This window comes from Agrobacterium sp. K11 (assembly GCF_059429395.1).
In genome coordinates, this window is the sequence record NZ_JCAHRB010000003.1 from 113,661 (window position 1) to 137,720 (window position 24,060).

At 59.1% G+C, this 24,060-nt stretch carries 26 protein-coding genes; 9 read left to right on the forward strand and 17 right to left on the reverse strand.

Annotation, left to right across the window (positions count from 1 at the left end):
* Positions 1 to 50: 50 nt before the first annotated feature.
* The 8 genes from ros to AC5SEO_RS05745 form a co-directional block, all read right to left on the reverse strand.
* Positions 51 to 479, reverse strand: a complete 429-nt coding sequence (gene ros / locus AC5SEO_RS05710) for a MucR family transcriptional regulator Ros (protein ID WP_003512037.1) — start codon at positions 477 to 479, stop codon at positions 51 to 53.
* Positions 480 to 910: 431 nt separating this feature from the next.
* The gene (mnhG, locus tag AC5SEO_RS05715) at positions 911 to 1,243 is read right to left on the reverse strand and encodes a monovalent cation/H(+) antiporter subunit G (RefSeq protein WP_003512029.1); all 333 of its coding nucleotides are present in this window, start codon (positions 1,241 to 1,243) and stop codon (positions 911 to 913) included.
* Positions 1,240 to 1,626, reverse strand: a complete 387-nt coding sequence (locus AC5SEO_RS05720; protein WP_003512027.1) for a cation:proton antiporter — start codon at positions 1,624 to 1,626, stop codon at positions 1,240 to 1,242. The genes mnhG and AC5SEO_RS05720 overlap by 4 nt, the downstream gene beginning before the upstream one ends.
* Positions 1,623 to 2,102, reverse strand: a complete 480-nt coding sequence (locus AC5SEO_RS05725; protein ID WP_495363799.1) for a Na+/H+ antiporter subunit E — start codon at positions 2,100 to 2,102, stop codon at positions 1,623 to 1,625. The genes AC5SEO_RS05720 and AC5SEO_RS05725 overlap by 4 nt, the downstream gene beginning before the upstream one ends.
* Entirely contained in the window at positions 2,099 to 3,676 is a 1,578-nt protein-coding gene (locus AC5SEO_RS05730) for a Na+/H+ antiporter subunit D (protein WP_174068089.1), read from the reverse strand. Before AC5SEO_RS05730 ends, AC5SEO_RS05725 begins: the two co-directional genes overlap by 4 nt.
* Before the next feature lie 20 nt (positions 3,677 to 3,696).
* Positions 3,697 to 4,074 (reverse strand): Na+/H+ antiporter subunit C, encoded by a 378-nt coding sequence (locus AC5SEO_RS05735; protein WP_003509263.1) that lies wholly within the window; start codon positions 4,072 to 4,074, stop codon positions 3,697 to 3,699.
* Positions 4,074 to 4,493, reverse strand: a complete 420-nt coding sequence (locus AC5SEO_RS05740; protein WP_003512013.1) for a Na(+)/H(+) antiporter subunit B — start codon at positions 4,491 to 4,493, stop codon at positions 4,074 to 4,076. Before AC5SEO_RS05740 ends, AC5SEO_RS05735 begins: the two co-directional genes overlap by 1 nt.
* Positions 4,490 to 6,859, reverse strand: a complete 2,370-nt coding sequence (locus AC5SEO_RS05745) for a putative monovalent cation/H+ antiporter subunit A (RefSeq protein WP_174068088.1) — start codon at positions 6,857 to 6,859, stop codon at positions 4,490 to 4,492. The genes AC5SEO_RS05740 and AC5SEO_RS05745 overlap by 4 nt, the downstream gene beginning before the upstream one ends.
* A gap of 205 nt (positions 6,860 to 7,064) precedes the next feature.
* Between AC5SEO_RS05745 and msrB the strand changes: the two genes are divergently transcribed.
* Together msrB and AC5SEO_RS05755 are read left to right on the forward strand one after the other, a co-directional pair.
* Entirely contained in the window at positions 7,065 to 7,472 is a 408-nt protein-coding gene (gene msrB, locus AC5SEO_RS05750) for a peptide-methionine (R)-S-oxide reductase MsrB (protein WP_003512009.1), read from the forward strand.
* Positions 7,473 to 7,588: 116 nt separating this feature from the next.
* Entirely contained in the window at positions 7,589 to 8,215 is a 627-nt protein-coding gene (locus tag AC5SEO_RS05755; RefSeq protein WP_019564107.1) for a LysE family translocator, read from the forward strand.
* A gap of 20 nt (positions 8,216 to 8,235) precedes the next feature.
* Here the strand turns inward: AC5SEO_RS05755 and AC5SEO_RS05760 are convergent, their stop codons facing one another.
* The 4 genes from AC5SEO_RS05760 to AC5SEO_RS05775 form a co-directional block, all read right to left on the reverse strand.
* Complete coding sequence (locus AC5SEO_RS05760) at positions 8,236 to 8,733, reverse strand: GNAT family N-acetyltransferase (RefSeq protein ID WP_174061541.1); 498 nt, start codon at positions 8,731 to 8,733, stop codon at positions 8,236 to 8,238.
* 107 nt (positions 8,734 to 8,840) lie between these two features.
* Positions 8,841 to 9,509 (reverse strand): PAQR family membrane homeostasis protein TrhA, encoded by a 669-nt coding sequence (gene trhA / locus AC5SEO_RS05765; RefSeq protein ID WP_003512005.1) that lies wholly within the window; start codon positions 9,507 to 9,509, stop codon positions 8,841 to 8,843.
* 189 nt (positions 9,510 to 9,698) lie between these two features.
* Complete coding sequence (locus AC5SEO_RS05770; RefSeq protein ID WP_003512004.1) at positions 9,699 to 10,019, reverse strand: TraR/DksA family transcriptional regulator; 321 nt, start codon at positions 10,017 to 10,019, stop codon at positions 9,699 to 9,701.
* A 61-nt stretch (positions 10,020 to 10,080) separates the two neighbouring features.
* Positions 10,081 to 10,491, reverse strand: coding sequence for a universal stress protein (locus AC5SEO_RS05775; protein WP_174068087.1), 411 nt, complete (start codon positions 10,489 to 10,491; stop codon positions 10,081 to 10,083).
* Positions 10,492 to 10,763: 272 nt separating this feature from the next.
* Here AC5SEO_RS05775 and AC5SEO_RS05780 point away from each other — a divergent pair, with 272 nt between their 5' ends.
* Together AC5SEO_RS05780 and AC5SEO_RS05785 are read left to right on the forward strand one after the other, a co-directional pair.
* The gene (locus tag AC5SEO_RS05780; RefSeq protein ID WP_174068086.1) at positions 10,764 to 11,624 is read left to right on the forward strand and encodes a VOC family protein; all 861 of its coding nucleotides are present in this window, start codon (positions 10,764 to 10,766) and stop codon (positions 11,622 to 11,624) included.
* An 83-nt stretch (positions 11,625 to 11,707) separates the two neighbouring features.
* Entirely contained in the window at positions 11,708 to 12,892 is a 1,185-nt protein-coding gene (locus AC5SEO_RS05785; RefSeq protein ID WP_013635695.1) for an AI-2E family transporter, read from the forward strand.
* Between the two features lie 7 nt (positions 12,893 to 12,899).
* Here AC5SEO_RS05785 and AC5SEO_RS05790 read toward each other — a convergent pair whose 3' ends face one another.
* The 4 genes from AC5SEO_RS05790 to AC5SEO_RS05805 all read right to left on the reverse strand — a co-directional run bounded on the left by AC5SEO_RS05790 (position 12,900) and on the right by AC5SEO_RS05805 (position 16,286).
* Positions 12,900 to 13,976: a bifunctional transcriptional activator/DNA repair enzyme AdaA gene (locus AC5SEO_RS05790; protein ID WP_174068085.1), complete on the reverse strand. Its 1,077-nt coding sequence runs from the start codon at positions 13,974 to 13,976 to the stop codon at positions 12,900 to 12,902.
* A gap of 116 nt (positions 13,977 to 14,092) precedes the next feature.
* On the reverse strand, positions 14,093 to 14,818 hold the full coding sequence (locus tag AC5SEO_RS05795; protein ID WP_019564112.1) for a polysaccharide deacetylase family protein: 726 nt from the start codon (positions 14,816 to 14,818) through the stop codon (positions 14,093 to 14,095).
* A 52-nt stretch (positions 14,819 to 14,870) separates the two neighbouring features.
* Positions 14,871 to 15,779, reverse strand: coding sequence for a dihydrodipicolinate synthase family protein (locus AC5SEO_RS05800; RefSeq protein ID WP_174068084.1), 909 nt, complete (start codon positions 15,777 to 15,779; stop codon positions 14,871 to 14,873).
* Between the two features lie 105 nt (positions 15,780 to 15,884).
* Complete coding sequence (locus tag AC5SEO_RS05805) at positions 15,885 to 16,286, reverse strand: DUF930 domain-containing protein (protein ID WP_003511997.1); 402 nt, start codon at positions 16,284 to 16,286, stop codon at positions 15,885 to 15,887.
* Positions 16,287 to 16,509: 223 nt separating this feature from the next.
* Here AC5SEO_RS05805 and AC5SEO_RS05810 point away from each other — a divergent pair, with 223 nt between their 5' ends.
* From AC5SEO_RS05810 to AC5SEO_RS05830, 5 genes are all read left to right on the forward strand, one after another.
* The gene (locus AC5SEO_RS05810) at positions 16,510 to 18,609 is read left to right on the forward strand and encodes a S9 family peptidase (protein ID WP_174068083.1); all 2,100 of its coding nucleotides are present in this window, start codon (positions 16,510 to 16,512) and stop codon (positions 18,607 to 18,609) included.
* Positions 18,610 to 19,104: 495 nt separating this feature from the next.
* Positions 19,105 to 20,115, forward strand: coding sequence for an ABC transporter substrate-binding protein (locus tag AC5SEO_RS05815; RefSeq protein ID WP_019564115.1), 1,011 nt, complete (start codon positions 19,105 to 19,107; stop codon positions 20,113 to 20,115).
* Between the two features lie 254 nt (positions 20,116 to 20,369).
* Complete coding sequence (locus tag AC5SEO_RS05820; RefSeq protein ID WP_174068082.1) at positions 20,370 to 21,278, forward strand: ABC transporter permease; 909 nt, start codon at positions 20,370 to 20,372, stop codon at positions 21,276 to 21,278.
* A complete protein-coding gene (locus AC5SEO_RS05825; protein ID WP_112751923.1) occupies positions 21,271 to 22,377 on the forward strand; it encodes a quaternary amine ABC transporter ATP-binding protein in 1,107 nt (368 codons plus the stop codon). The genes AC5SEO_RS05820 and AC5SEO_RS05825 overlap by 8 nt, the downstream gene beginning before the upstream one ends.
* 364 nt (positions 22,378 to 22,741) lie before the next feature.
* On the forward strand, positions 22,742 to 23,023 hold the full coding sequence (locus tag AC5SEO_RS05830; protein WP_112958970.1) for a hypothetical protein: 282 nt from the start codon (positions 22,742 to 22,744) through the stop codon (positions 23,021 to 23,023).
* Positions 23,024 to 23,033: 10 nt separating this feature from the next.
* Here AC5SEO_RS05830 and dmeF read toward each other — a convergent pair whose 3' ends face one another.
* Positions 23,034 to 24,038, reverse strand: a complete 1,005-nt coding sequence (gene dmeF, locus AC5SEO_RS05835) for a CDF family Co(II)/Ni(II) efflux transporter DmeF (RefSeq protein WP_112958969.1) — start codon at positions 24,036 to 24,038, stop codon at positions 23,034 to 23,036.
* Positions 24,039 to 24,060: the final 22 nt, after the last annotated feature.

Below are 24,060 nucleotides of genomic sequence, written 5' to 3' on the forward strand. Positions count from 1 at the left end.
TTCCCCGGACGGGGAGAAAATACAGCCGCGACACAATCCGTCTTAGAAAATCAACGGTTCGCCTTGCGGCGCTGACCGAGACCCATTTCCTTGGCGAGCCGCGAACGGGCTTCGGCATAGGCGGGAGCAACCATCGGATAATCGACCGGCAGATCCCATTTTTCGCGATATTCTTCCGGCGTCATGCTGTGATGCGTCGTCAGGTGGCGTTTGAGCGACTTGAACGAGCCACCACATTCCAAACAGACGATATGATCGTCCTGAACCGACTTGCGAACGGACACAGCAGGCTTCTGCTTTTCAACATTGACCGCCACCGATGCCGGTGCCGATGTTCCGCTGAGTGCCGTATGAACATCCGAAATAAGGCCGGGAAGCTCAGTTACCGGAACGACGTGGTTGCTAACATAGGCAGCCACAATATCCGCCGTCAGTTCGACCAGCAGATCCTGGGCGTTACCGTATGCAGTTTCCGTCATTTAAGTATCTCCTGTTATTTATCTCCAGACACGGATGAACGCCGCATCGAGCGATGTGAAGTTACCCGGTGCCCCTCCTTCGCCCTGTTGAAACCAACGTGAAATCTACCCCTAGATTTCAAGCGAAACCGGAAACGAATTGATCCGAGATTCAACTTGTAGCCCGCGACATGGCCAACAAAGGTCTGATCAACCATAGATTAGACATTAATAAAATGCCTATGCCGACCATGAAGAGGCTAGATGCAAATCGCAATAAGCAATTTTACACTTAATTTGGATAGCATCAAAACAGCAAAAGTCAAATTCCTATTATGATTTTTTCAGTTCAAAACAGTCTAATTGGAATACAAAAAATCACGGGTAATAAAATACTATGCCAAGTAGTAATGCAAAACGAAGACCCCCCATTATTAGGGGGTAATTCAACTTCAAATTTTCTTTAGGTCATCAACTACCGATTTATCAGCAAGTGGATAACCTGCCTTGTGTGCAGCCATTGCAAGAAGATGTGCGGAGACCGGTGCTGTCAGAACAAAGAAAAAGAAACCGGCAAGTGCCCGTGCCAGCGTCGATATTTCCGTGGAATGAATGCCGACAGCCAGCAGCAACAGGCCTGAGCCCACCGTTCCCGCCTTGGAAGCCGCATGCATGCGGGTGTAGACATCCGGCAGGCGATTAAGCCCGATTGCCGCAATCAGCGAGAAGGCGGCACCTGAGACCGTCAGTGCCGCAACCAGAATAGCCACGATCCAGCCCATCATCGCCCGCCCCTTCTTTTTCCACGCCTGGATACTTGTTTTTCAGGCTTTTCAACAACTTCCGATGCCCGCTCGCCGTCCAGAACAGCCTTTGTCCTGCGCCTGCCATCTGCGCCGCGCGACAGGACGAAGCGGGCAAAAGCTACCGTTGCGAGAAAACCCACCAGTCCGAGCGCAATGGCGATATCGACATAAAGATCGACGCCGGTGCGGATGGCGATAACCGCAATGAAGCCGATGGCGATGCCGACCAGCATGTCGAGCGCGACGATTCGGTCCGGCAAGGTCGGACCGACGACGACGCGATATACTGTCAGCAAAAAGGCAGCGGACAGTACAACCGTGGCAAGTACAGTTGCAAATGAAACTATGAGTTCCGGCGTCATCCCTGAAACGCCTCCATGATCTTTTTTTCGAAGCCGTTTCTGATGTCATTCTTGGCGGCTTCGATATTGCTGCAATCGATCGCGTGGACGTAGAGCGTTGTTTTATCCTCGGAAACATCGACCGAAAGTGTGCCGGGGGTCAGCGTGATGAGATTGGCAAGCAGCGTGATCTCGAAATCCGTCGTCAGCCTGAGCGGATAGGCGAAGATACCGGGCTGCACATCGAGCTTCGGCCGCGTCACCATCACCGCCACCTTCCAGGCCGATAGCGCCAGCTCCTTGAAGAACAGCAGCAGCAGCGACAGCACGCGGACCGGACGCAGCCGATGACGGCCGCCCTCGGGGATCCGGTGACGAATAAGGCCCAGAGCCAGCGCCGAGACGATGAGGCCGAAGAGAATGTTCGCCGGCGTGACGCTGCCACTTACGGCGAGCCATACGCCAACGAAGAGCAGTAACAGGATGTAGCGGCTCATGGTCTGCTCCCCTCGGAAAACACCGACTGGATATAGGCTTCGGGGTTGCCAAGCCCCGCAGCCGCCTGCTGGCTGAGATTGAGCAGGCTTTCCGGAAACAGGCCGAAGAACACCACCAGCAATGTCAGCCCGACCAGCGGGACGAAAGAAGGGGCCGCCAGAGGCGACGCAGGCAGCGACGGCGCATGGCCGGTTGAGGCCACTGCCGGGCGCCAGAAACATAAGAGGAAGACCCGCCCGAAGGCGATGGTGGCGATGAAGCCGGACAGGAGAAGGGCGGCGGCAAGCCACCAGGCGCCGATATCGATCGCCGATTTGACGAGAACCACCTTCGGCCAGAAGCCGGAAAACGGCGGCAGTCCGGAACCGGCGAAAAACAAGGCGAGCGCGAGGCCCGAAAACCACGGCGCCTGCCGATAAAGGCCACCGAGCGAAGTCAGGGTAAAACTGCCGCCAAGGCGGGCGGCGTGGCCGGCGGCGAGATAAAGCGCCGTCATCAGCACCATGGAGTGCAGCGCGTAAAAGATCGCGCCAGCAACGCCGGAGGGCGTGCCGATGGCGATGCCCGCCATCATGTAACCGATGCCCGATATGACGATGTAACCGAGCATGCGGCGGATATCGTTCTGTGCGAGCGCACCCATGGCGCCGAGCACCATTGTCAGCGCCGCAGAGATGGCGATGACGATACTCAGCTCCTCCCGCTCGACCGGAAACAGCATGACCATGACGCGCAGCAGGGCGTAGATGCCGACCTTGGTGAGCAGGCCGCCGAACAGGGCGGAAACGACGATGCGCGGCGTGTGATAGGAGGCGGGCAGCCAGAAATTCACCGGAAAGGCCGCCGCCTTCATGGCGAAGGCGAGAGCAAACAGGCTGGCCAGCGTCATCAACGGAGCCGTGCCGCGCAGCTGCGTCGCCTTCAGCGCGATATCGGCCATATTGAGCGTGCCGAAGATGGCATAGAGATAACCGACCGTGATCAGGAACAACGTCGTGCCGATGAGGTTGAGGATGGCGTATTTCAGCGCGCCATCGATCTGCTCGCGCGTGGAGCCCAGCACGATGAGGCCGAAGGACGAGATCAGCAGCACCTCGAACCAGACATAGAGGTTGAAGAGGTCGCCGGTCAGGAACGCACCGGTGACACCCGCCATCAACAGCATCAGGAATGGATAAAAACCGTATCGCCTGCCGCTGGCGTCGATATCGGCGCTGGCATGGACGGCACCGGCCAGCGCCACGATGGCGGCGGCGAGCGACAGCAGCGTGCCAGTCAGATCAGCCGTAAAGGCAATGCCGAAGGGTGGCAGCCAGCGGCCCATGACCATGGTGAATGGCCCTTGGGTCACGACCTTCCACAGAAGCGCAGCATCGAGCAATACCAGCAGAACAAGTGCCGTGATTGCAATGGGCGCATGCAGACGCATGGTGTGGCGCAGCATCATCAGCACCGCACCTGCGCCGATTGAGAGCGCGACGGGAAGGATGATCAGCCAGTCGGATAGCGGCACGGGTGCCGTGACAAGCGCTGCGGAAAGATCTGATATTGCGGAAGTGGTGGATGAAGCCATGTGTCTGTGCCCCGCCCCGCTCAATAACCGAGCGGCGGCAAAGGCTCGCCTGCCGGTTCTGCGGTGCGCATTTCGTCGGTGTCGTCGGTCTGCAATTCCTGGAACGCGCGCCAGGTCAGCACCAGCAGGAAACAGAAGAAGGAAAAGGAAATGACGATTGCCGTGAGGATAAGCGCCTGCGGCAGCGGATTGGCGGCACCCGCCGGCAGCGTGTCCATGCCGGGTGGAATGATCGGCGGCACTTCGCGCGTCAGCCTTCCCGCCGTGAACAGCAGGAGGTTGACTGCGTTGCCGAGAATGGCGATGCCGAGCAGCATGCGGATGCTGTGACGCGAGAGCATGAGATAGATCGCCACCGAAAAGAAGATGCCGACGAGAATGGAGAAAACAGCTTCCATCAGTCGCTATCCCTTTCTTCCAGAGCCAGCGCAATGGAGGTGATGGCACCGACCACGACGAGATAAACGCCGATATCGAAGGACATGACGGTGGAGAGTGGCACTTCCACACCAAGCAGGCTCGGATAGACCCACAGCCCGGTCATGAAGGGCACGCCGGCTGCAATCGAGACGAGACCAGACAACATCGCCAACAGCAGCCCCGCGCCGGCAATGGACAGCGGGTGGTACACGATGGCGCGCCGGACCGCGGCCACACCATAAGCGATGCCGTAGATCGCCAGCGCCGAGACCGCGATCAACCCGCCAATGAAACCGCCGCCCGGCTCGTTATGGCCGCGCAGCAATACAAAGATTGAAAACAGCACCATGAGGCTGGTGACTACGGGGGCGACGGTGCGCAGGATAAGCGTGTTCAAGCCCGCGCTCCCTTCTTCTTGGCTATTTTTGCTGGTCCCTTGATGGCAGCAGCCGGGCGGATGCGGATGAGCGCGAGAATGGCCAGGCCTGTTATCATCACCACCGCAATCTCGCCCAGCGTATCCGTGCCTCGGAAATCGACGATGATGACGTTCACCACATTCGCCCCGTGGGCGATGACCTTGGAATAGGTGTTGTAGAAATCGGTGAGGCGATTATCGAACGACGCTTCCGTCGCCCGCATCAGGAACAGGGCAAAGCCGGTTCCACAGGCAATGGCGATGGTGCTGTCCAGAAGCTTCTGGCCAGGGCCGCGGTGGTCTGACGGCGACAGGCGAAGCCTTGTCATCACCAGCGTCAGAATGACCACGGAGAGGGTTTCGACCATGAATTGCGTAAACGACAGATCGGGCGCGCCGAACAGCAGGAAGATGACCGCCACCGCAAACCCCTGAATGCCGAGCGCGATGATGGCCGTAAGCCGGCTGGACGCCGTGAGCACCGCGACAAGGCCCGCAACCGCAATGGCAATGAAGGTCAGCTCATGGATTTTCATGTCGTGCGGCCACGCCGGCATGGACGGCATTTCGCCATAGAGAAACAGCGGCGCAAGCAGCACGACGGCGATGACGGCGAAAGTGGCGGTGACGTAAAATTCCAGCCTGCCGGGCTGGATAAGCCTGACAACGTGGAACGAGATTTTGACCAGCGTTTCGATGAAAACATCGAAGCCCCTGTCCGGCCCTGCACCCAGCGCCTTGAAGGTGCGCACCATCAAGCCGCGAACGGCGGAAAGTTGCATGTAGAGGACGATGCCGAGCGCGATCGTCAGCAGCGACAGGCCGAGCGGCACGCCGATATGGGGAATGAGCGAGATTTCCACCGGGCGCGCCTCACCCGCGATCGCGCTTGCCATCGGCGTCGAAATGTAAAAATGCGAAAGGCCAGCGAAGAGAGCGATGGTCAGCCCCTTTATCGCCAGCAGCGCCGGGCCGAGCCACAGCAGCAGTGGTCCCTCATGAGCGTGTTTCGGGGTTTTCACGGGCTTGCCGAGGAAAGGTTTCAGCGCCACGGCAAAAGCGACGGCAAACATCAGCGCATTGCCGAGAATGGCGATGCCGGTGAACAGCACGGCACGCGGATTGCCATGCGCCAGCGCATAATAAATCTCTTCCTTGGCGAGAAAGCCGAAGAAGGGCGGCAGGCCGGCCATGGAGATGGCCGCGGCAAGTGCTGTCGCAAAGGTGATCGGCATGGCTTTTCGCAAGCCGCCGAGCTTCGTCACATCGCGGGTTCCGGTCTCGTGGTCGATGATGCCGGCAACCATGAACAGTGCGCCCTTGAAAAGCGAATGCGCCACCAGATAAAGCACAGCCGCCTCGATCGCGTGGTCCGAGCCGAAGCCGGTCAGCATCACCAGCAGACCGAGCGAGGACATGGTGGTATAGGCCAGCATCAGCTTCAGGTCGGTCTGGCGCACGGCCAGCAGCGCGCCGGTCAGCATGGTCAACCCGCCGAAGAACGGCAGCAGGATCTGCCAGGCAGCGGTATCGCCGAGAACGGGGTTGAGGCGCATCAGAAGATAGACGCCGGCCTTCACCATGGTTGCCGAGTGCAGATAGGCCGAAACCGGTGTCGGTGCCTCCATCGCGTTGGGCAGCCAGAAATGAAACGGAAACTGCGCCGATTTGGTGAACGCGCCGCCGAGAACCAGCAGTAGCGCAGCCAGATAGAACGGGCTGTCGCGCAATATATCGCCGCCACGCACCAGCATGGACAATTGCGTCATGCCGCTCATGTCCCAGATGAAGATCAACCCGGCGAGCAGCAGCAGACCGCCGCCGCCCGTTACCACCAGCGCCTGTAAGGCGGCACGGCGTGCGGCCGGGCGCGCATGATCGAAGCCGATCAGCAGGAACGAGGTTATCGAGGTCAGTTCCCAGTAAACGAACAGCATCAACAGGCTGTCCGAAACCACGACGCCCAGCATCGCGCCCATGAACAGAAGCAGGAAAGACAGGAAGCGGCCCTGCTGCGGATGCCCCTTCATGTAACCGCCGGCATAAAGCACGATCAGCAGACCGATACCGGTGATCAGAAGTGCAAAGGTCAGCGACAGGCCGTCGATGAACCACGAAAAGCTGAGGTTGAAACTTGGAACCCAGACGTAACCGCCCGTGACCACGCCGCCAGCCGCCACCTGCGGCAGCATCAGTGCGAAGTGGACAAAAGCCAGCGCGGGCGCGATCGCCAATATCCAGACGGCATTGTGACCTAATCTTTTCACCAGCATCGGTGCGGCAAGCGCTGCCAGAAACGGCAAAAACAGCGACAGGAATGTCAGCTGCGTGACATCTGATGTCATTCACATCTCCCAGGGCTTCCCCTACCCCTGTACGCCCATGAACGGCGTTCTTTTCAAATCGTATTTTTCAGTTAAGGCATAGACACCGCCATCTCAACCCAAATCGACTCTCATACCTGCCCATAACGTACTCGTTATGACAGCTGCCCTCTTTCAATCTGCAGCGCCGATGCCTATTTCTGGCAGGAACAGAAAGGATCATTCCATGAGCGATCTGACATCCCCGAAAGTGAACAAGAGCGATGCCGATTGGCGCGAGCAGCTGACGCCGGAGCAATATCGCATCCTGCGTGAACACGGCACCGAGCGCCCATTTACCGGTCCCTACTGGGACACGTTCCAGAAAGGCCTCTATCGCTGCGCCGCCTGCGACGAGCCGCTGTTCCTCTCCGATACCAAATTCGATGCAGGTTGCGGCTGGCCGAGCTATTTCGAACCGGTGAAACCGGGTGCGGTGACGGAACATCGCGATGCGACGCTTGGCATGGTGCGCACCGAAATCCGCTGCGCCAATTGCGGCGGCCACCTCGGCCACGTCTTCCCGGACGGCCCACCGCCCACCGGCCTGCGTTATTGCATCAACGGCCATTCGATGGTGTTCGAACCGATCTGATGAGAGACAGGTAACGGCCGGCTGCCTGCCGGCCGTTTTTGCGAAGAAAATGACCGTCTCGACAGCCGGACCGGAGAGTGAGATTATCGCGATCTCACTCCTTCCGGATCACCATCATGGCGCTCGAAACCATCCTCATATTCATTCCCGCCTGCTTTGCCCTGAACATGGCGTTCGGGCCCAACAATCTCCTGTCGATGACGGTTGGTGCGCGATACGGCATGGCAACGGCAGTAATGGCCGCGAGCGGCCGGCTGGTTGCGTTTGCGGGCATGATCGCGATCGCCGCTTTGGGCCTCGGCGCACTTTTGATGGCTTCCGAAATGATGTTTTCGCTGATCAAATGGATCGGCGTTCTCTACCTGCTGTGGATCGGCTTCAAGCTCATCCGCTCAAGGGCGGATGTCACCGCTCCCGATATCTCCTCGGGCAACGGAAATATTCTCAAGACCTATCTGCGGCAGGAGTTTTTTGTCGCCTCCGGCAATCCGAAGGCCATCCTGATCTTCACGGCCTTTTTCCCGCAATTCATCCAGCAGGACGCCTATTGGCAGAGCTTCGCCACGCTCGGCGCAATTTTCCTGCTGCTCGAGGTGGTGGCGATCACCGTTTATGCCTTTGTCGGTTCGCGACTGTCCGGTCTTATGCGCAATGCGCGCGCCCTGAAGCGCGTCAACCGGATCAGCGGCTCGATGATGATGGCTTTCGGTGTCATGCTGGCCTTCGCCCGGCGCCCCGCCTGAGAGAAATCCCGGCCCGCGTACTAGTTCAATTTAAGCTCCATGCAGGTCAGGTCCAGCCAGCGGCCAAACTTGGTGCCCACTTCCGAAAACCGGCCGGCAACGGTGAAACCGAGGCTTTCGTGCAGGCGGATGGAGGCGGCGTTTTCCGATTCGATCGCGGCGATCAGCACATGCACATCGTTGCCGGAGGCGTGGTCGATGAGCGACTGCATCAGCCGCTTGCCGATGCCGTGTCCGCGCGCGTCCTTGTGGACATAAACCGAATGTTCGCGGGTGTGGCGATAGCCGTCGAAGGCGCGCCAGTCGCCATAGGAAGCGTAGCCGGCAACCTTGCCGTCAAGAATCGCGACGATCACAGGAAAGCCGCGTGACTTGCGGGCGGAAAACCATTCCTTGCGGTTTTCCAGATCGACCAGCACTTCGTTCCAGATCGCCGTCGTGTTCAGGACCGCGTCGTTGTAAATCTCCATGATGCCGGAAAGATCGTCCACGGTGGCATCGCGCAGTTCCAAACTCATTATCGTTCGCCCTCATTCTTGTCTGCATCGCGCGCCCAAAGTTTCGGGACACGACCTTCAGGCGAGCATTAGGCGATGACGCGGATGGCTGTCCAGTGCTCTCTAGCTCAGGAAGACATGGGAACGAGGCTGAAGGAAGTGACCACGGCAAAATAGTGGACAACGGCGGCGGCAACGACGAAACCGTGCCAGATGGCGTTCTGGAATCGCAGCTTTTCCCAGACATGGAAGACCACGCCGAGCGAATAGATGACACCGCCAGCGACAATCAGCCAGAGCGTGACGGGGGCCAGATGCGTCGAGAGTGGCTGCACCACCATGATGCCGCTCCAGCCCATGGCGAGATAAAGGCCTATGGCGACCCGGTCGTAACGGCCGGGAAACAGGCATTTGAGCAATATGCCGCAGATGGCGGCAAGCCAGATCAGCCCCAGCATGGTGGCAATCAGCGGCTCGTGGATACCGCGCATCAGGAACGGCGTGTAGGTGGCGGCGATCAGGATGAAGATCGCCGAGTGATCCAGCCGGCGCAGGAACCATTTTACGTTGGAATGCGGCCAGATATTATAGGTGAAGGACACGGAAAGGCAGGCGACAAGGCCGAGTCCGTAAATCCAGGCGGCCGCGATGGCGCTGAGGCTGCCCCAGACGGTCGCGTAAAAAATCAGCGCCGTGGCGCCGACCAGCGCAAAAACGATACCCACGCCGTGGACGATACCATCGGCGACAATCTCGTGAAAATCATACTGGCGACCAAACCGCCATACGTTACTCATAGTCCATTCCCGTTTGCCTGCTTGTGGCCAAGCATGAAGGCAATATTAGACAGGAACAAGACAGCAGCCGGTTAACGGCGATCAAATTGCGTTCCGGGCTGTTGCGAAAGGAGAGGTTGAGTGGCGGCCTCGCCGTTTCCCTCATTCCTGCGCTTGTCACCAGGAATGAGGAGGGAAAACGGAGCGCCCTCACAAGGCCGCAGCGCATTCCTGGCAGAACGGCGTATAGGGCACGGCTTTCAGGCGGTCTTCCGAAATTTTCTTGCCGCATTTGACGCAGGTGCCGTAGGTACCGTTCGCGATGCGGTCCAGTGCGGCGTCGATGGCGCGCAGCTCGTCCTGGCCCACCTGCCCTATTTCATCCAGCACCTCGTCATTGCTGCGTTCAGCGGCGCGATCGTCGTCATCGGGGTTGCGCGGTTCTTCGAAATCCGCCTCGATTTTGTGCAGGCGGCTGTAAAGCTCGCGCTGGCGGTCGCGCAGGATTTTCTCGTAACTTTCGACATTCATGGTCTTCTCCTCCAGCCGGTGCGGGCGAAAATCGCCCGCAACCCCAAGATTTCAGCTCACTTTACCTGTCAATCAGCACCGAGCACTTGGCATGGCGCACCACGCGGTCGGCGGTGGCTCCGATGAAATAATTGGTAAAGTCAGGCATATGCGATGCGATGATGATGAGATCGGCCTTGTGCTCTTCGGCAGCGGCTACGATTTCACGTGCCGGCGCGCCGCTTCTGATTTCGTGCTTGCCCTTGAAGCCGGCCTTCGCCTGAATATCCGCAAGTTTCGTCTTGGCATCCTTGATGGCATTTTCGATGAGGTCTACCGGCAGGTCGATCGCCATATAGCCGGGCAGTTCCTCAACCACATTGATGAGGACGATCTCGCCATCGGCATCCAGCAGCGCCCTGGCCTTGGCGAGAATCTTCTCTCCCTTGTCGATGGCGCTGAGGTCTACCGGTACGATGATTTTCTTGTACATGGCTATCTCCTTTGGCGTAATCTGCCGTTCACGTGTCGGGCTCATATTTCCCTGCCGATGCGCCCTTCGCCTTGATTGAAGTCAAAGCTGCGTCGGAGCAGCAACAGGGGCATTGTCAACGAATAGTGGACGGTCAATCGCCAGATGGCGATCTTTGCTGAACGACAAAACCCGCCCATATTCACCACAAATGAACGCCGCAAAGCGGCGTCGGCTGATGCAGACGCGCAAACCCGCGTCGTCAGCACGCCGGATTCAATATGGAGATTATGATGAGTGAAATCAAACAATTCGCCCTGACGCGGCCGGCTTATGTCGGTCAGGCTCATCTTGTCGTTCACGATCTGCCGCGCATTTCGGAGTTCTACCAGAAAATCATCGGCCTCTCCGTCATCGAGAAAAGCCCGAGCGGCGAGGTTCTGGGCGTCAACGGCCAGCCGCTGCTCACACTTTCCACCTCCGGTACGGTTGAACGCGCGCCGCGCAATGCCGCAGGCTTGTTCCACACCGCCTTCCTGATGCCGCGCCGCGAGGATCTGGCCCATTGGCTGGCCCATGCCGCGCACAACAATATCCAGCTTCAGGGCGCATCCGACCATCTGGTGAGTGAAGCGATCTATCTGGCCGACCCCGAAGGCAACGGCATCGAGGTCTATCGCGACCGGTCGCCCTCGGAATGGACCTACCAGCAGGACGGCACGGTGGAGATGGCCACGCTCCGCCTCGACCTACAGGCGCTGTATGACAGTGCGCCGAAAACGGCGTTCGAGGCCGCTGCCGATGGAACGGCCATCGGCCACATGCATCTGCAGGTCGGCAATATTCCGCAGGCGGATGAGTTTTATCAGGATGTGCTGGGGTTGAAGATCATGGCGCGCTATCCGGGTGCCAGCTTCTTCGGCTCGGGCGCTTATCATCACCATGTGGCCGCCAATATCTGGAACAGCCGCGGCGCTACGGCCCGCACGGACAATATGACCGGCCTTTCGGGCTACTCGCTGAAGTTCAACGATAGTGCGGCGCTCGATACTGCAATGGCCGCTCTCGACCGGCTGGAAATAGCTACGGAACGGCAGAGCGACGGTATTGTTCTCAAAGATCCGTGGGGCATAGGCCTGAAGCTTTCCGCGTAAAGACCACGGGGCGGCAGAAATTTTTGCCGCTCCGGAACCGCCTCATTTTTCGAACGTTTGATGTCTTATTGGGGGACAGTTCGATGAATGAGAATGCCAGGCCGGAAAATACCGGCATATTGGGCAATATCGGGCGGCGCGCCGCAAACGCTCCGTCGACGAGGGCCGACCCTTTCGAGGGTCTGGCGTCCGGGTCGCACCGTGACGACGCGCGCAGCCAGCAACCGCTTGGCCGAGAAGCGCTCGATGTGGCCGTTGCATGGTCGGTTATCGGCATTTTTCTCGTCGTCATGATGGCGGTCATTCATGAATTGTCTCTGATCCTCATACCGGTGGTGCTGGCGATTGTCGTGGGCATGATCCTCGGCATTGCGGCGGAAAAGCTCAGTTCCTATGGCATTCCCGGAGCCGGTGTCGCTGTCATTCTCTCCGGCCTTGTCGCGGCCGTGATGTTTTTCGTGATCAATTCGCTGATCGACCCTTTGTCGCAGCTCGCCTCCGAAGGACCAGCGCTGATCGAACGCAGTATGGACCGCTTCCTGCCCTATCTTCAAAGCATCCGATGGCTGAACATTTCGGCAGCGACCTTCAGCATGGGGTCGATTTCGATGGAGTCGCTGATTTCGCGCAGCGGCGAGATAATTTCCCTGCTCGGTTCCAACGTCACCCCCGCAGTCGTTCAGGGCATGATCTTCCTCGCCGCGCTTTTGATGTTCCTCTACAGCCGCCTGCGGCTGCGAAAGGCGATCATCATGGCCTTTCCGGCCCGGCACCAGCGGCTGAGGGCCATTCGGATCATCGCTTCGGTGGAAGAAGTGCTCGGCACCTATTTTGCCACGGCAGCGCTGATCTATGCGGCGCTGGGCGTGACGATGGTGGCGATCGCCTATTTCGGCGGGCTGGCCATGCCGCTTCTGTGGGGGCTCTTCGCCTTCCTCTCCAGCTTCGTGCCGTTTCTCGGCATCACCGCCATGACGGTGTCGCTGGCGGTGGCAGGCATCATCACGCATGACAACATGGTGCTGGCGTTGCTGCCATCCGCGATCTTCTTCACCATTCACCTGTTGATGGAAAACCTGGCCTTTCCGGCAGTGGTGGGCCGCAACATGGAGATCAACCCCTTCCTCGTCTTCGTGATGATCATCTTCTGGACGTGGATGTGGGGTGCTGCGGGCGCCATGCTGGCACTGCCGCTGTCGCTGATCGCCATGACAGTAACGCGCGAGCTGTTTCCTTCACGCCGCATCGTTCCAAACCTGCCGGCCTGAAGGCCGGTCAGGAGGCGAGAGGGATGCGGAGCTTATCGGCCATGCGCCGCTCGTGCTCGATCAGCCATTTCTTGCGCCACAGCCCACCGCCATACCCGGTCAGGCTGCCATCTGCGCCCAGCACCCGGTGGCAGGGAACGACGATGGCAATCTGGTTAGCGCCATTGGCGCGGGCGACGGCACGCACGGCGGATGGCCGTTGCATCGACGTCGCAAGCGAAGAATAGCTGACGATCTCTCCCGCCGGTATCTCCCGCAATGCGTGCCAGACATCGCGCTCGAAGGGTGTGCCGTGTCCGGCAAGCCGGGTTTCGAAGTCAGCCGAGTGCCCGGCGAAATAGGCCGCGAGTTCTGCTGCGATCTGGCCGGTGACCGGCGTCCTGCCCAGCACCATATCCGCGCCGGTGCGGGCCTTCAGCCGCTTCAATTCGGCCGGAAGCGCTGGACGGTCGGCAAATTCGAGAAGATGCAGGGCGTGATCATCGGCAACCACCAGCATCGGACCGATCGGCGTGTCGATCCAGTCGCCCTTCAGGAACCCCTTGCCCTTCAAGGCGGCGGGAGAGGTGCCGAAGAACTGGTTGATGGCCGAGCGGAAACCGCTGCCGGATTTATATCCGGCATCGATCTGCGCGCCGATCACGGCTTCTCCTGATGCGAGGCTTGTCGCCGCATCTCCCAGCCGCCGCAGCCTTGCGATTTCCAGAAAACTCATGCCGAAACGGCGTTTGAAGGTGCGGCGCACGGTGGAAGGGTCATGGCCCATCGCCACCACATCCTCCTCACGCCAGCGCCGCGCCGGTTCGCTTTCCAGCGCCGTCAGAAGGGTGGTGACGGTTTCATCCGCCGTGCCATAGGAAAGCATCGGCTTGCAGCGCTTGCAGGGGCGGAAGCCAGCTTCCAGACATTCGGCGATGGTTTCGCGAAAGCGGCAGTTTTCGATCTTCGGCTTTCGCGCCGTACAGGTAAAGCGACAGAAAATCTTCGTCGAGGTCACGCACACATAGGCCACGCCCTCATAGGCGGGGTCCTTGTTAACAAGGGCGGAATATAGGGTTTCGGTGTCGGGGCGTTTGAACAGCATGGGAGGATGCTAGCGCAAATTTGCGCGGTATGCCGCCGAAAAACGGGCGTGGATGTGGGATGCTCATTTCCCTCGTTCCCGTGCTTGTTACAGGAATGAGGAGAGAGCCGCCCCGCTCAATTACCCGGCGGCGTAAACGACGGGTCGTCCAGCCTTGTGAACACCACGCCGCGCGCCTTCAGCGCCAGAAGTCCCCTCACCACGCCCTCACCCGCTTCGTGGGTAGGCTGATTGATGTGGGAGATGATGACGTCGCCGTCCCTGGCCGAAGCGATGTGCTTTGCCGTGGCGGCCGCGCCCAGAAGCGAGCCGCCATCGCCATTGACGGAATAACCCGCCACCCGCATGCCGAGCCTGTTGATGGTGGCCATGGACGAGGTGGTATATTTCGCCGTCGCACCGCGAAACCATTGCGGTTGAAGACCGGTCATGGCGACAATTGCCTGCCTGCCGCCCTCGACCTCCTGCTCGACTGCCGCTTCCGAACCGGCAGCGGCAATGCCGTAGATGGCAACGGGCTTGTCCACCGCTGGCACATGGTTTTCGCCGTGGTTTTCAATCTCGAACAAATCCGGATGCGCCATCATTACGGCAAGTGCTTCGCTATTGTGCTTCAGCCAGCGGGCAGTGACAAAGATCGTCGCCGGTATCTTTTCCTGCACCAGCGTATCGAGAATGCGATGGTCGGTCTTGCCCATGCAGGCGTCCAGAGTCATCGCCACCCGCACCCTGCCGTCATGCCTCGGCGTCATTTTCAGCGTCGGCTCGACGAGACCCGTCCCCGCGAAGGCGGCAGTGGAGAGCGACAGGAAGAGAGCGGCAAAGGGAAGGCTACGCAGCATTTTTCAGTTTCCGAAGGGTAAGATGTGGCAATCCGCCTGCAAAACGCCCGAATTATGGCGCGGCTTCCAGCGTTGACAGAGCGTTCAGCACCTCTTCCACCCGCTGGCGCTCCGCGCTGGTGAGCGACAGGATTGGCCGGGGCGGCTCGCATGCCGTTACCGACAAAGCATTGGCGGCGGCGTAGATCACGCGGATACTGCCGAATTCCTTGAAGAGCGCCCAGAGCGGCTGGAAGGCCAGATCGAGCCTGCGCGTCTCCTCCGCATCCCCGGCCTGAGCGGCGCGCATCAACCGCAATGCCGGAACCGGCAGCAGGCCCGCAACGACGCTGTACCAGGCATCGCCACCGGCAAGCGTTGCTTCCGCACATCCCCAGTCGCCGCTGTAACCGATGGCGAAATCATCCGTCAGTTTCGGCCGCAGCCGCGCAAGCTCTCCCGCATAGTCGGAATCGGCCGGCAGCGGCATCTTTATGGCACGGATATTCGGGATATAGGCGAGCCTGACCAAAAGCTCATCGCTGAAGGAGAATCGCGTCGTCGTCGGGTTGTTGTAAATGGCGAGCGGCAAATCGGTTGCGCCGGCGACGGCGGCGAAATGGTGATAGGCCTCTTCCTGAGTCAGCGGCGTATAGGAAACGGGTGCCAGAAGCAGCGCATCGGCACCGGCGGCTTCGGCGTCTTTCGCCAGCGCCACGGCCTCATCGGTACGCAATGCGCCGACGCCTGCCATCAGCGTGCGCCTGCCCTCGAGGACGGCATGGGCTGCCTCGACCGCGCGCCGCCTCTCGGCACGCGACAGATACATATAGGTTCCGGTGCTGCCGAGAATGCCGATGGAATCGACCTCCGCCGCATCCAGCCGCTCGACGAGGGCGGAAAAGGCTTGGCTATCCACCTGCCCGGCCTCGTCAGCGGGCGTGATCGGAAAAGCCGAAAGTCCCTTGAATTGCTTCGCCATGTTCTCGCCCCTCAATTCGATCGAAGGACAGCGTTACAGACCCATTGGCAGGGCGGCAAGAAAAGCGGGGGTTAAACCGGCGACCGCGGACGAAGAATTCCCCGATCAGTCATAAAGATACAACTTCTTCCACTGCTCTTCGGGAATCTTGTCGCCGACACGGTAATCGAAGGACTGGATGGAGAGGCTGTCGCTTTTCAACTGGCACTTGTATTTGAGCTTGTACCATTCACCGGCGCTTCTGAAGACTGCACCCGACGCCTTGATCGAATTCTTGCCAACCTCGGGATCACCGAAGGTATAGGCAATGACCTTATCCGGCTTCATGCCCTTCTGCTCCGTCGCGATCCGCTCCATCGCCTCTATGTCGCAACGCTGCTCCAGACGCTCCTCGGGGGCGAGCACGTTCAGCTGCCGCATGACGTTGGCGTCTATTGCAAAAGCGGGTGTAGATGCCTGCAAGGCAAGGAAAAACGCAGAAAGAGCAGCGGGAAGAAACTTTCGCATGGGATCCTGTCAGTTTTCGTTTGTTCTTATCGATGCACGGCAGGCCGGTGGCAGGCGCGTATCATCGCTGATTTGCCGGATATTGCCAAAATGTGATCGAAAACTGACGAAATTGTGCCCAAGCCTCATTTCACCTGTGGAGATTTGAAACTTGATCGGTGGTGAGGGGCACTCTACATCTTGGGTGCCGCCCACGCATTTTTCATACGAAAGCGAGTTTCCCTTGCCGATTTTCAAGAACCTGCCCGCCGCCCCGACCGCCGAAAAACGGCCTGTCCAGGATACGCATCACGGCATCACCCGCACCGATGACTACGCATGGTTCCGGGCCGATAACTGGCAGGCCATGTTCAAGGACCCTACCCTGCTCGACCCAGCCATCCGCGCCCATCTCGAGGCCGAGAACGCCTATATGGAAGCCGCAATGGGCGACACCAAGGCGCTTCAGGAAAAGCTGTTCGAGGAGATGAAAGGCCGGATCAAGCAGGATGATTCATCTGTTCCGGTCAATGATGGACCTTATGCCTATGGCACGCTGTTCGTGACCGGCGGCGAGCAACCGCATTATTTCCGCACCCCGCGTGATGGCGGCGAAAAGCACGTGCTGCTTGATGGCGACAGGGAAGCTGAAGGCAAGGATTATTTCCGTCTTGCCGGCCTCGACCAGTCTTCCGATCACAGTCACGGCATCTGGGGTTATGACGACAAGGGTTCGGAATATTTCACGCTGCGCATCCGTAATCTCGAAACCGGTGAAGACCTTGCCGATGTCGTGGAAAATACCGGCGGCGGCGGGGCATGGGCGCCTGACGGCAAGAGCTTCTTCTATACGCTGCAGGACGAAAACCACCGCCCCTCGAAGGTCTTCCACCACATCATCGGCGAGCCGCAGTCGGCCGACCGGCTGGTCTATGAGGAAAAGGACCCCGGCTTCTTCATGGGCGTTGGCGCGTCCGTGCTCGACGACTTCATCTTCATCGACATTCACGACCATGAGACCAGCGAGTACCGCATTCTTTCCACCAAGGACCTGATGGCCGAGCCTGTCGTGGTTGCGGAGCGCGAGGAAGGTATCGAATATTCGATGTGCGAAGGCGGCGATGTCTTCTACATCCTCACCAATGACGGCGATGCCAAGGATTTCCGCATCATGGAAGCTCCGGTGACCGCGCCGGGCAAGGAAAACTGGAAGGAGGTCGTGCCGCACGAGCCGGGTCGCCTCATTCTCTCCGTCGATGCCTATGCCCGCCATCTGATCTGGCTGGAGCGCCGCGACGGCCTGCCGCGCATCGTTATCCGCGATCGCCGCACGGGCGAGGAACATTCCATCGCCTTTGCCGAGGAAGCCTATTCGCTTGGCCTGCATGGCGCTGCAGAATACGACACCGATGTCATCCGCTTCTCCTACTCCTCGATGACGACGCCAAGCCAGTTGTTCGACTACAATATGGTGACGCGCGACCGCATGCTGCTGAAAACGCAGGAAGTGCCTTCCGGCCATAATCCCGACGATTACATTACCCGCCGCATCATGGCGCCTGCCCATGACGGCGAGTTGGTGCCGGTCTCGCTGCTTTACCGCAAGGATGTAGCGCTCGACGGTTCGGCCCCCTGCCTGCTTTATGGCTACGGCGCCTATGGCATCACCATTCCCGCTTCCTTCTCCACCACAACGCTGTCTTTGGCAGACCGTGGCTTCATCTATGCCATCGCCCACATTCGCGGCGGCAAGGACAAGGGTTTCGAGTGGTATGAAACCGGCAAGATGAAAGACAAACAGAACACGTTTAAGGATTTCATCGCGGCTGCCGATCATCTGGTCAAGGAAGGCTTTACCTCCTACGATCGCATCATTGCGGAGGGCGGTTCGGCAGGGGGAATGCTGATGGGCGCCGTCGCCAACATGGCCCCGGAAAAATTTGCCGGCATCATCGCTGCGGTTCCCTTCGTGGACGTGCTGACGACCATGCTTGATGACACGCTGCCGCTAACCCCGCCGGAATGGCCGGAGTGGGGTAATCCGCTGGAATCGGAAGAGGAATATCAGTGGATCGCCGCCTACAGCCCCTATGACAATGTCGGGGAAAAGCCCTATCCGCCGCTGCTTGCGCTTTCCGGCCTCACCGACCCGCGCGTGACCTATTGGGAACCGACCAAATGGGTGGCGAAACTGCGCGAAAAGACGACGGGGGAAGCCCCGATCCTGCTCAAGACCAACATGGCGGCTGGCCATGGAGGCAAGTCGGGCCGTTTCCAGCGGCTGGAAGAAATTGCCTTCGAATATGCCTTCGCACTGAAGGTCGCGGGCAAGGACACCGTCTGACACGCTGAATGCAGAAACGGGCGGCGATCCAATCGTCGCCCGATCTTATTTTGAACGAAAATACCTGCAAAAATCTCGTTATTGAATATTTTTTCCACAAATTATCATACGTATCTTTTATTTAAATAACATCTTTATCGACATTGAATTTTTATTTCCAGTTGCTGCAACTCATAATATATCTTCCGCAAACGCAAATAATTCCCATGTATTACGTCACCGGAAAAAATGTTCCGGAAATCGAACGCATGGCTGCGTTGCGCCATTTCGCATTGCAATATCACTTTTCGGCCGTATTATCCGGGCCGTTGACATATTCATGCGCCTTTTCGCCGCCTTTCTCGCGGCAATCCTGCAGCACGTCTTGCGGATAATCTTATCGCCGGATTTTTTCGGCTTTTTCATGCGCCATGTCAGTTCGCCCTTGGCAATCCGGGCTTTGCAGTGCTCCCGCTTTGCCAACTGAAAACACTGCATCAGACTTGGAGGTCTCCCATGAAGAAACTCCTGGCCTCGACCATTCTCGTAACGGGCTTTACCATCGCTGCCGGTGCAGCAAATTCCGCCAACGCCGCAGAAACATGCGGCAGCGTCACCATCGCCGAAATGAACTGGGCGTCCGCCGGTGTTGCGGCTTACGTCGACAAGTTCATCATGGAAAACGGCTATGATTGCACGGTCAACGTCATCAGCGGCGACACCACTCCCACATTCACCTCCATGAATGAAAAGGGCCAGCCGGATATGGCGCCCGAAATGTGGGTGAATACCCTTGGCGCCCCCTATGAGGACGCCGTCAAGAAGGGCAACCTGATCCAGGAAAGCAAAATCCTGAGTGAAGGTGGCGTTGAAGGCTGGTGGATTCCCAAATATCTCGCCGACGAACACCCTGATATCAAGACAGTTGAAGACGCACTCAAGCATCCCGAGCTTTTCCCGGCGCCGGAAGACGCCAGCAAGGGTGCCGTGTTTGGCTGCCCGCCGGGCTGGGGCTGCCAGCCAACGACCGCCAACCTGTTCAAGGCACGCAAGGCCGATGAGAAGGGCTTCGCCCTGATCGATACCGGCTCCGCCGCGGGCCTCGATGGCTCGATCTCCAATGCCTATGAGAAAAAGCAGGGCTGGCTCGGCTATTACTGGTCCCCGACGGCCATTCTTGGCAAGTACGACATGGTGAAACTGGACGATGGCGTGGCACTCGACCGCGAGGCCTACGACAATTGCATCGCCAAGCCTGATTGCGCCGATCCCAAGCCAAACGCCTATCCGGTGGCAGAAGTATTCACTGTTGTCACCAAGGACTTCGCCGAGAAGGCCGGTCCTTCCATCGACTATATCCGCAAGCGGCAGTGGGACAACGAGACCGTCGCCAAGGTTCTGGCCTGGATGGATGAAAACCAGGGCACCAACGAAGACGGCGCGGAATATTTCCTCGAGAACAACGAGGATATCTGGACGAAGTGGGTTTCGCCCGAGGTGGCGGAGAAGATCAAGGCTTCGATGTGATTGGTTGATGAGAGTGGGAAGCTTCGGTTGTCATCCGTGGCTTACCCCCTCTGCCCTGCCGGGCATCTCCCCCCAAGGAGGGAGATCGGCTGGGCTCACCCTTCTCACAAATCCGCAACCTGTTTGATGGGCGAGACTTTGCCTCGGATCGATCTCCCGCCTTTTGGGGGAGATGTCCGGCAGGACGGAAGGGGGTGCCCCGCGCTCCAGCCTCGACCACCCATCCCCCAAAACCCAAAGGGAAAACAACAATAATGGCCCTCTGTAACTATCTGCCGGATATGCTGTGCAAGTTTCCGGCCATCGATAACGGCACGATGCGTTTGGCACGCAAGACCATCGATGACGGTTTTCGCGATATCGTGCGCAATTACGGCGATGCGATCGATGTGATCGTGCATCCGCTGCAGCTCTTTCTCAACTCCTCGGAGCGGCTGTTCATCCAGACCCCGTGGATCGTCACCATGCTGGTCATTCTGGCGATCGTGCATCTGGCCGGGCGCAGCTTCAAGATCACCGGTGGCACGGCCATCTCCCTGCTCATGATCGGCGCAGTCGGCCTCTGGCGCGACGCCATGACGACGCTTTCCATCGTCGCCATCGCCACGCTGATCGCCATCGTCATCGGCCTGCCGCTCGGCATTTTGATGGGACGCTCCGAACGGTTGCAGCGTATCATCAATCCCGTGCTCGACGTGATGCAGACCCTGCCAAGCTTCGTTTATCTCATCCCCGTGGTGGTGATTTTCGGCATCGGCAAGGTACCGGGCCTGATCGCAGTGGTGATCTACGCCATTCCGCCCGTCATCCGCCTGACCAGCCTCGGCATCCGCCTGGTAGACCGGGAAGTGCTGGAAGCCGCCGATGCCTTCGGCTCCTCCAACGGCCAGAAGCTGTTCAATGTGCAGCTGCCGTTGGCGTTGCCCACCATCATGACCGGCATCAACCAGACCATCATGATGGCACTCGCCATGGTCGTCGTCGCCTCCATGGTCGGCGTCGGCGGTCTCGGCAAGAATGTGCTGCAGGCCATCAACAACCAGTTTTTCACGGTGGGCTTCCTGAACGGTTTCGCTCTGGTCGCCATCGCCATCATGTTCGACCGGGCAAGCCAGGCTTTCGGCAAGCGCCTGCAGAAATACCGCGAGGTCTCCCATGGCTAAAAGCATCGAAATCAGGAATCTTTACAAGATCTTCGGCAAGCATCCCGAGAAATATCTCGAAGCGGTGCGATCCGGCATGGACAAGGTCGAGCTGAACGACAAACACAACCATGTGCTTGGCCTCAACAACATCAACATCACCATGCCGGGCGGCAAGATCACCGTGGTCATGGGGCTTTCCGGTTCCGGCAAGTCGACGCTGATCCGCCACATCAACCGGCTGATCGACCCGACCGCAGGTGAGGTCCTCTACGACGGCGAGGACATTTGCGGCATGAGCACTTCGGCGCTGCGGAAATTCCGCCGTCACAAAACGGCGATGGTGTTCCAGAAATTCGGCCTCCTGCCGCATCGCACCGTGCTGGAAAACAGCGTCTACGGCCTCGATATTCAGGGCATGCCACGCAAGGACAGCGAAGAGAAAGGCCGTTACTGGCTGGATCGTGTCGGTCTTGCCGGCTATGAGGATTATTATCCGAACCAGCTTTCCGGCGGTATGCAGCAGCGCGTCGGCCTTGCCCGTGCGCTTGCCAACGATGCCGATATTCTCCTGATGGACGAGGCCTATTCGGCTCTCGATCCGCTGATCCGTGTCGATATGCAGACGATGCTGCTCGACCTTCAGCAGGAGCTGAAAAAGACAGTAGTGTTCATCACCCACGATCTGGATGAGGCTTTGCGGCTCGGCGACCACATTGCCATTCTGAAAGACGGCGAAGTGGTGCAGCAGGGCGACGGCCAGAGCATCATCCTTTCCCCTGCGGATGGTTACGTCACCGACTTCGTGCGCGACGTCAATCGCAGCCGCGTGCTTCAGGCGACCACCGTGATGGAGCCGCTGACGGCGAAACCCGAGGGCATGTCGGTGCCGGAAAACGCGACTCTGGAAACCATCGCCCGCGATATGTCGGAGGCGAACGAAACCAGCGCCCATGTGGTGGATGAAGACGGCAAGCCAGTCGGCGCCATCGGCCTCGACACGCTGGTGGCGGCGATGGTCACGCCGGCACCTCAGGAGGCGGAGGCCGGGGCGGCAGTCGTGGAGGAAGCGGAAAAGATCCCGGAACCGGCGGCGCCTGTGGAGAAGGAAACTGCGTAATCCGGCACCACAGGATTTGCCTTTCTTTCAGAAGACCGAAAAAGCCCCAGCCCCGCTGCGCAAAAGACATCGGAGCTGCCTGGCCGCGTCCAAACTCTTTCGTCATACCGGCCTAGAGCCGGCATGACGGGAGTTGGGGTGTTTGGCGCCAGAGTTTGAGCTGCACAACAGGGTCGCCATGGCGAGCACGACGCGAAGTGTGGGCAAGGCCGGCAATGCCCGCCTTTCCATCCAACCATGCAAAAACGAAGCACCCCTTTGCCACGTGTCAAGCCGGGAACGACATTGCAATGCAACAAGCGCAAGCTTCGGGCAAGCCGCCGCCGTTAACCATTTGTTAACTTTTGAACGCGGAATCACTGGCATGCAGATCGAAAGCAATATTGGCGGATACAATTATCAGGCTCGTGTCCGCGACATCGAAAAACCCGGCAGCGCGCAGAGCGCGCCCGAGGAACAGGCCGTTAAACGCGGCCCCGGCAACCCGACCGTTTCCAGCACCGTTCTTTCCCGTTCGCTGGCAAACGTGCTGTGGGCCGTCGGCAATGGCAGCGCGCCTGCCCACACGCAGACTGCGACCTCCGCCGAGGACAAGGCAGAAGCGCAGGCCGAATGGGTGCGCAGCGCCTATTCCGAATACGAATAGATGATTCCGATCAGGCCCTTGCCGGGCTGACCTCCACCGTTACATGTGAGAGTTCATGTATGGCTGCAAGCTTCTGCTTGTAGAAAGCCGGTGCCTTCGGCATCTGCGAGTGGATGGCGACAATGGCGGCGTGATGCCCCGGCCCCACCTGCCAGACGTGCAGGTCGGTGATGCGATCTTCTTCCGTTTCCACGCTTTCACGAATTTCCTGCGGCAAGTCCTCCGTCAGCGGAACCGCATCAACCAGCGTCGTTGCCGTGGAGCGAATGAGTCCCCATGACCAGCGGGCAATCACCACACCGCCGACAATACCCATCAACGGATCGAGGAAGGACCAGCCGTTCCACTTGCCGAGCAGCAACGCGACAATGGCGAGAACGGAAGTCAGCGCATCGGCGAGTACATGCAGATAGGCTGCGCGCAGATTATTGTCCCTGCCGCCCTTCGCACCGTGCTCGCCGTGATGCGCGTGCGAGCCGTGATCGTGATGAGCGTGGCTGCCATGGCCGTGATGGGCATGCGAACCATGTGCGTGCCCATGGCCGTGATCGTGGTCATCCTTCAACAGCACGGCGCTGACGAGATTGACGATAAGACCGATGACGGCGACGAGGATCGCCTGATTGAAGTCGATCTGAACAGGATTGAAAAGCCGCATCGCACTTTCGACGGCGATGAGCAGCGCCACGACCGCCAGCACGATGGCGCTGGCAAAACCGGCGAGATCACCGAACTTGCCGGTGCCGAAGGTGAAGCGCGGATTGCGCGCCTCACGCCGGGCATAGAGATAGGCCAGCGCCGAGATGAGCATTGCGCCCGCATGGGTGGACATGTGCCAGCCATCCGCCGTCAGCGCCATGGAACCGAACCAGTGGCCGGCGACGATCTCCGCCACCATCATGACTGTGGTCAGCGCAATCACCATCCACACGCGCTTTTCATTGCGCTCATGGTTCCGGCCTAGGAAAACATGGTCGTGGCCGGACGCTGCGGAAAATTCGGATGTCGTCGTCATGTCGCTAATCCTGTTCGATCCT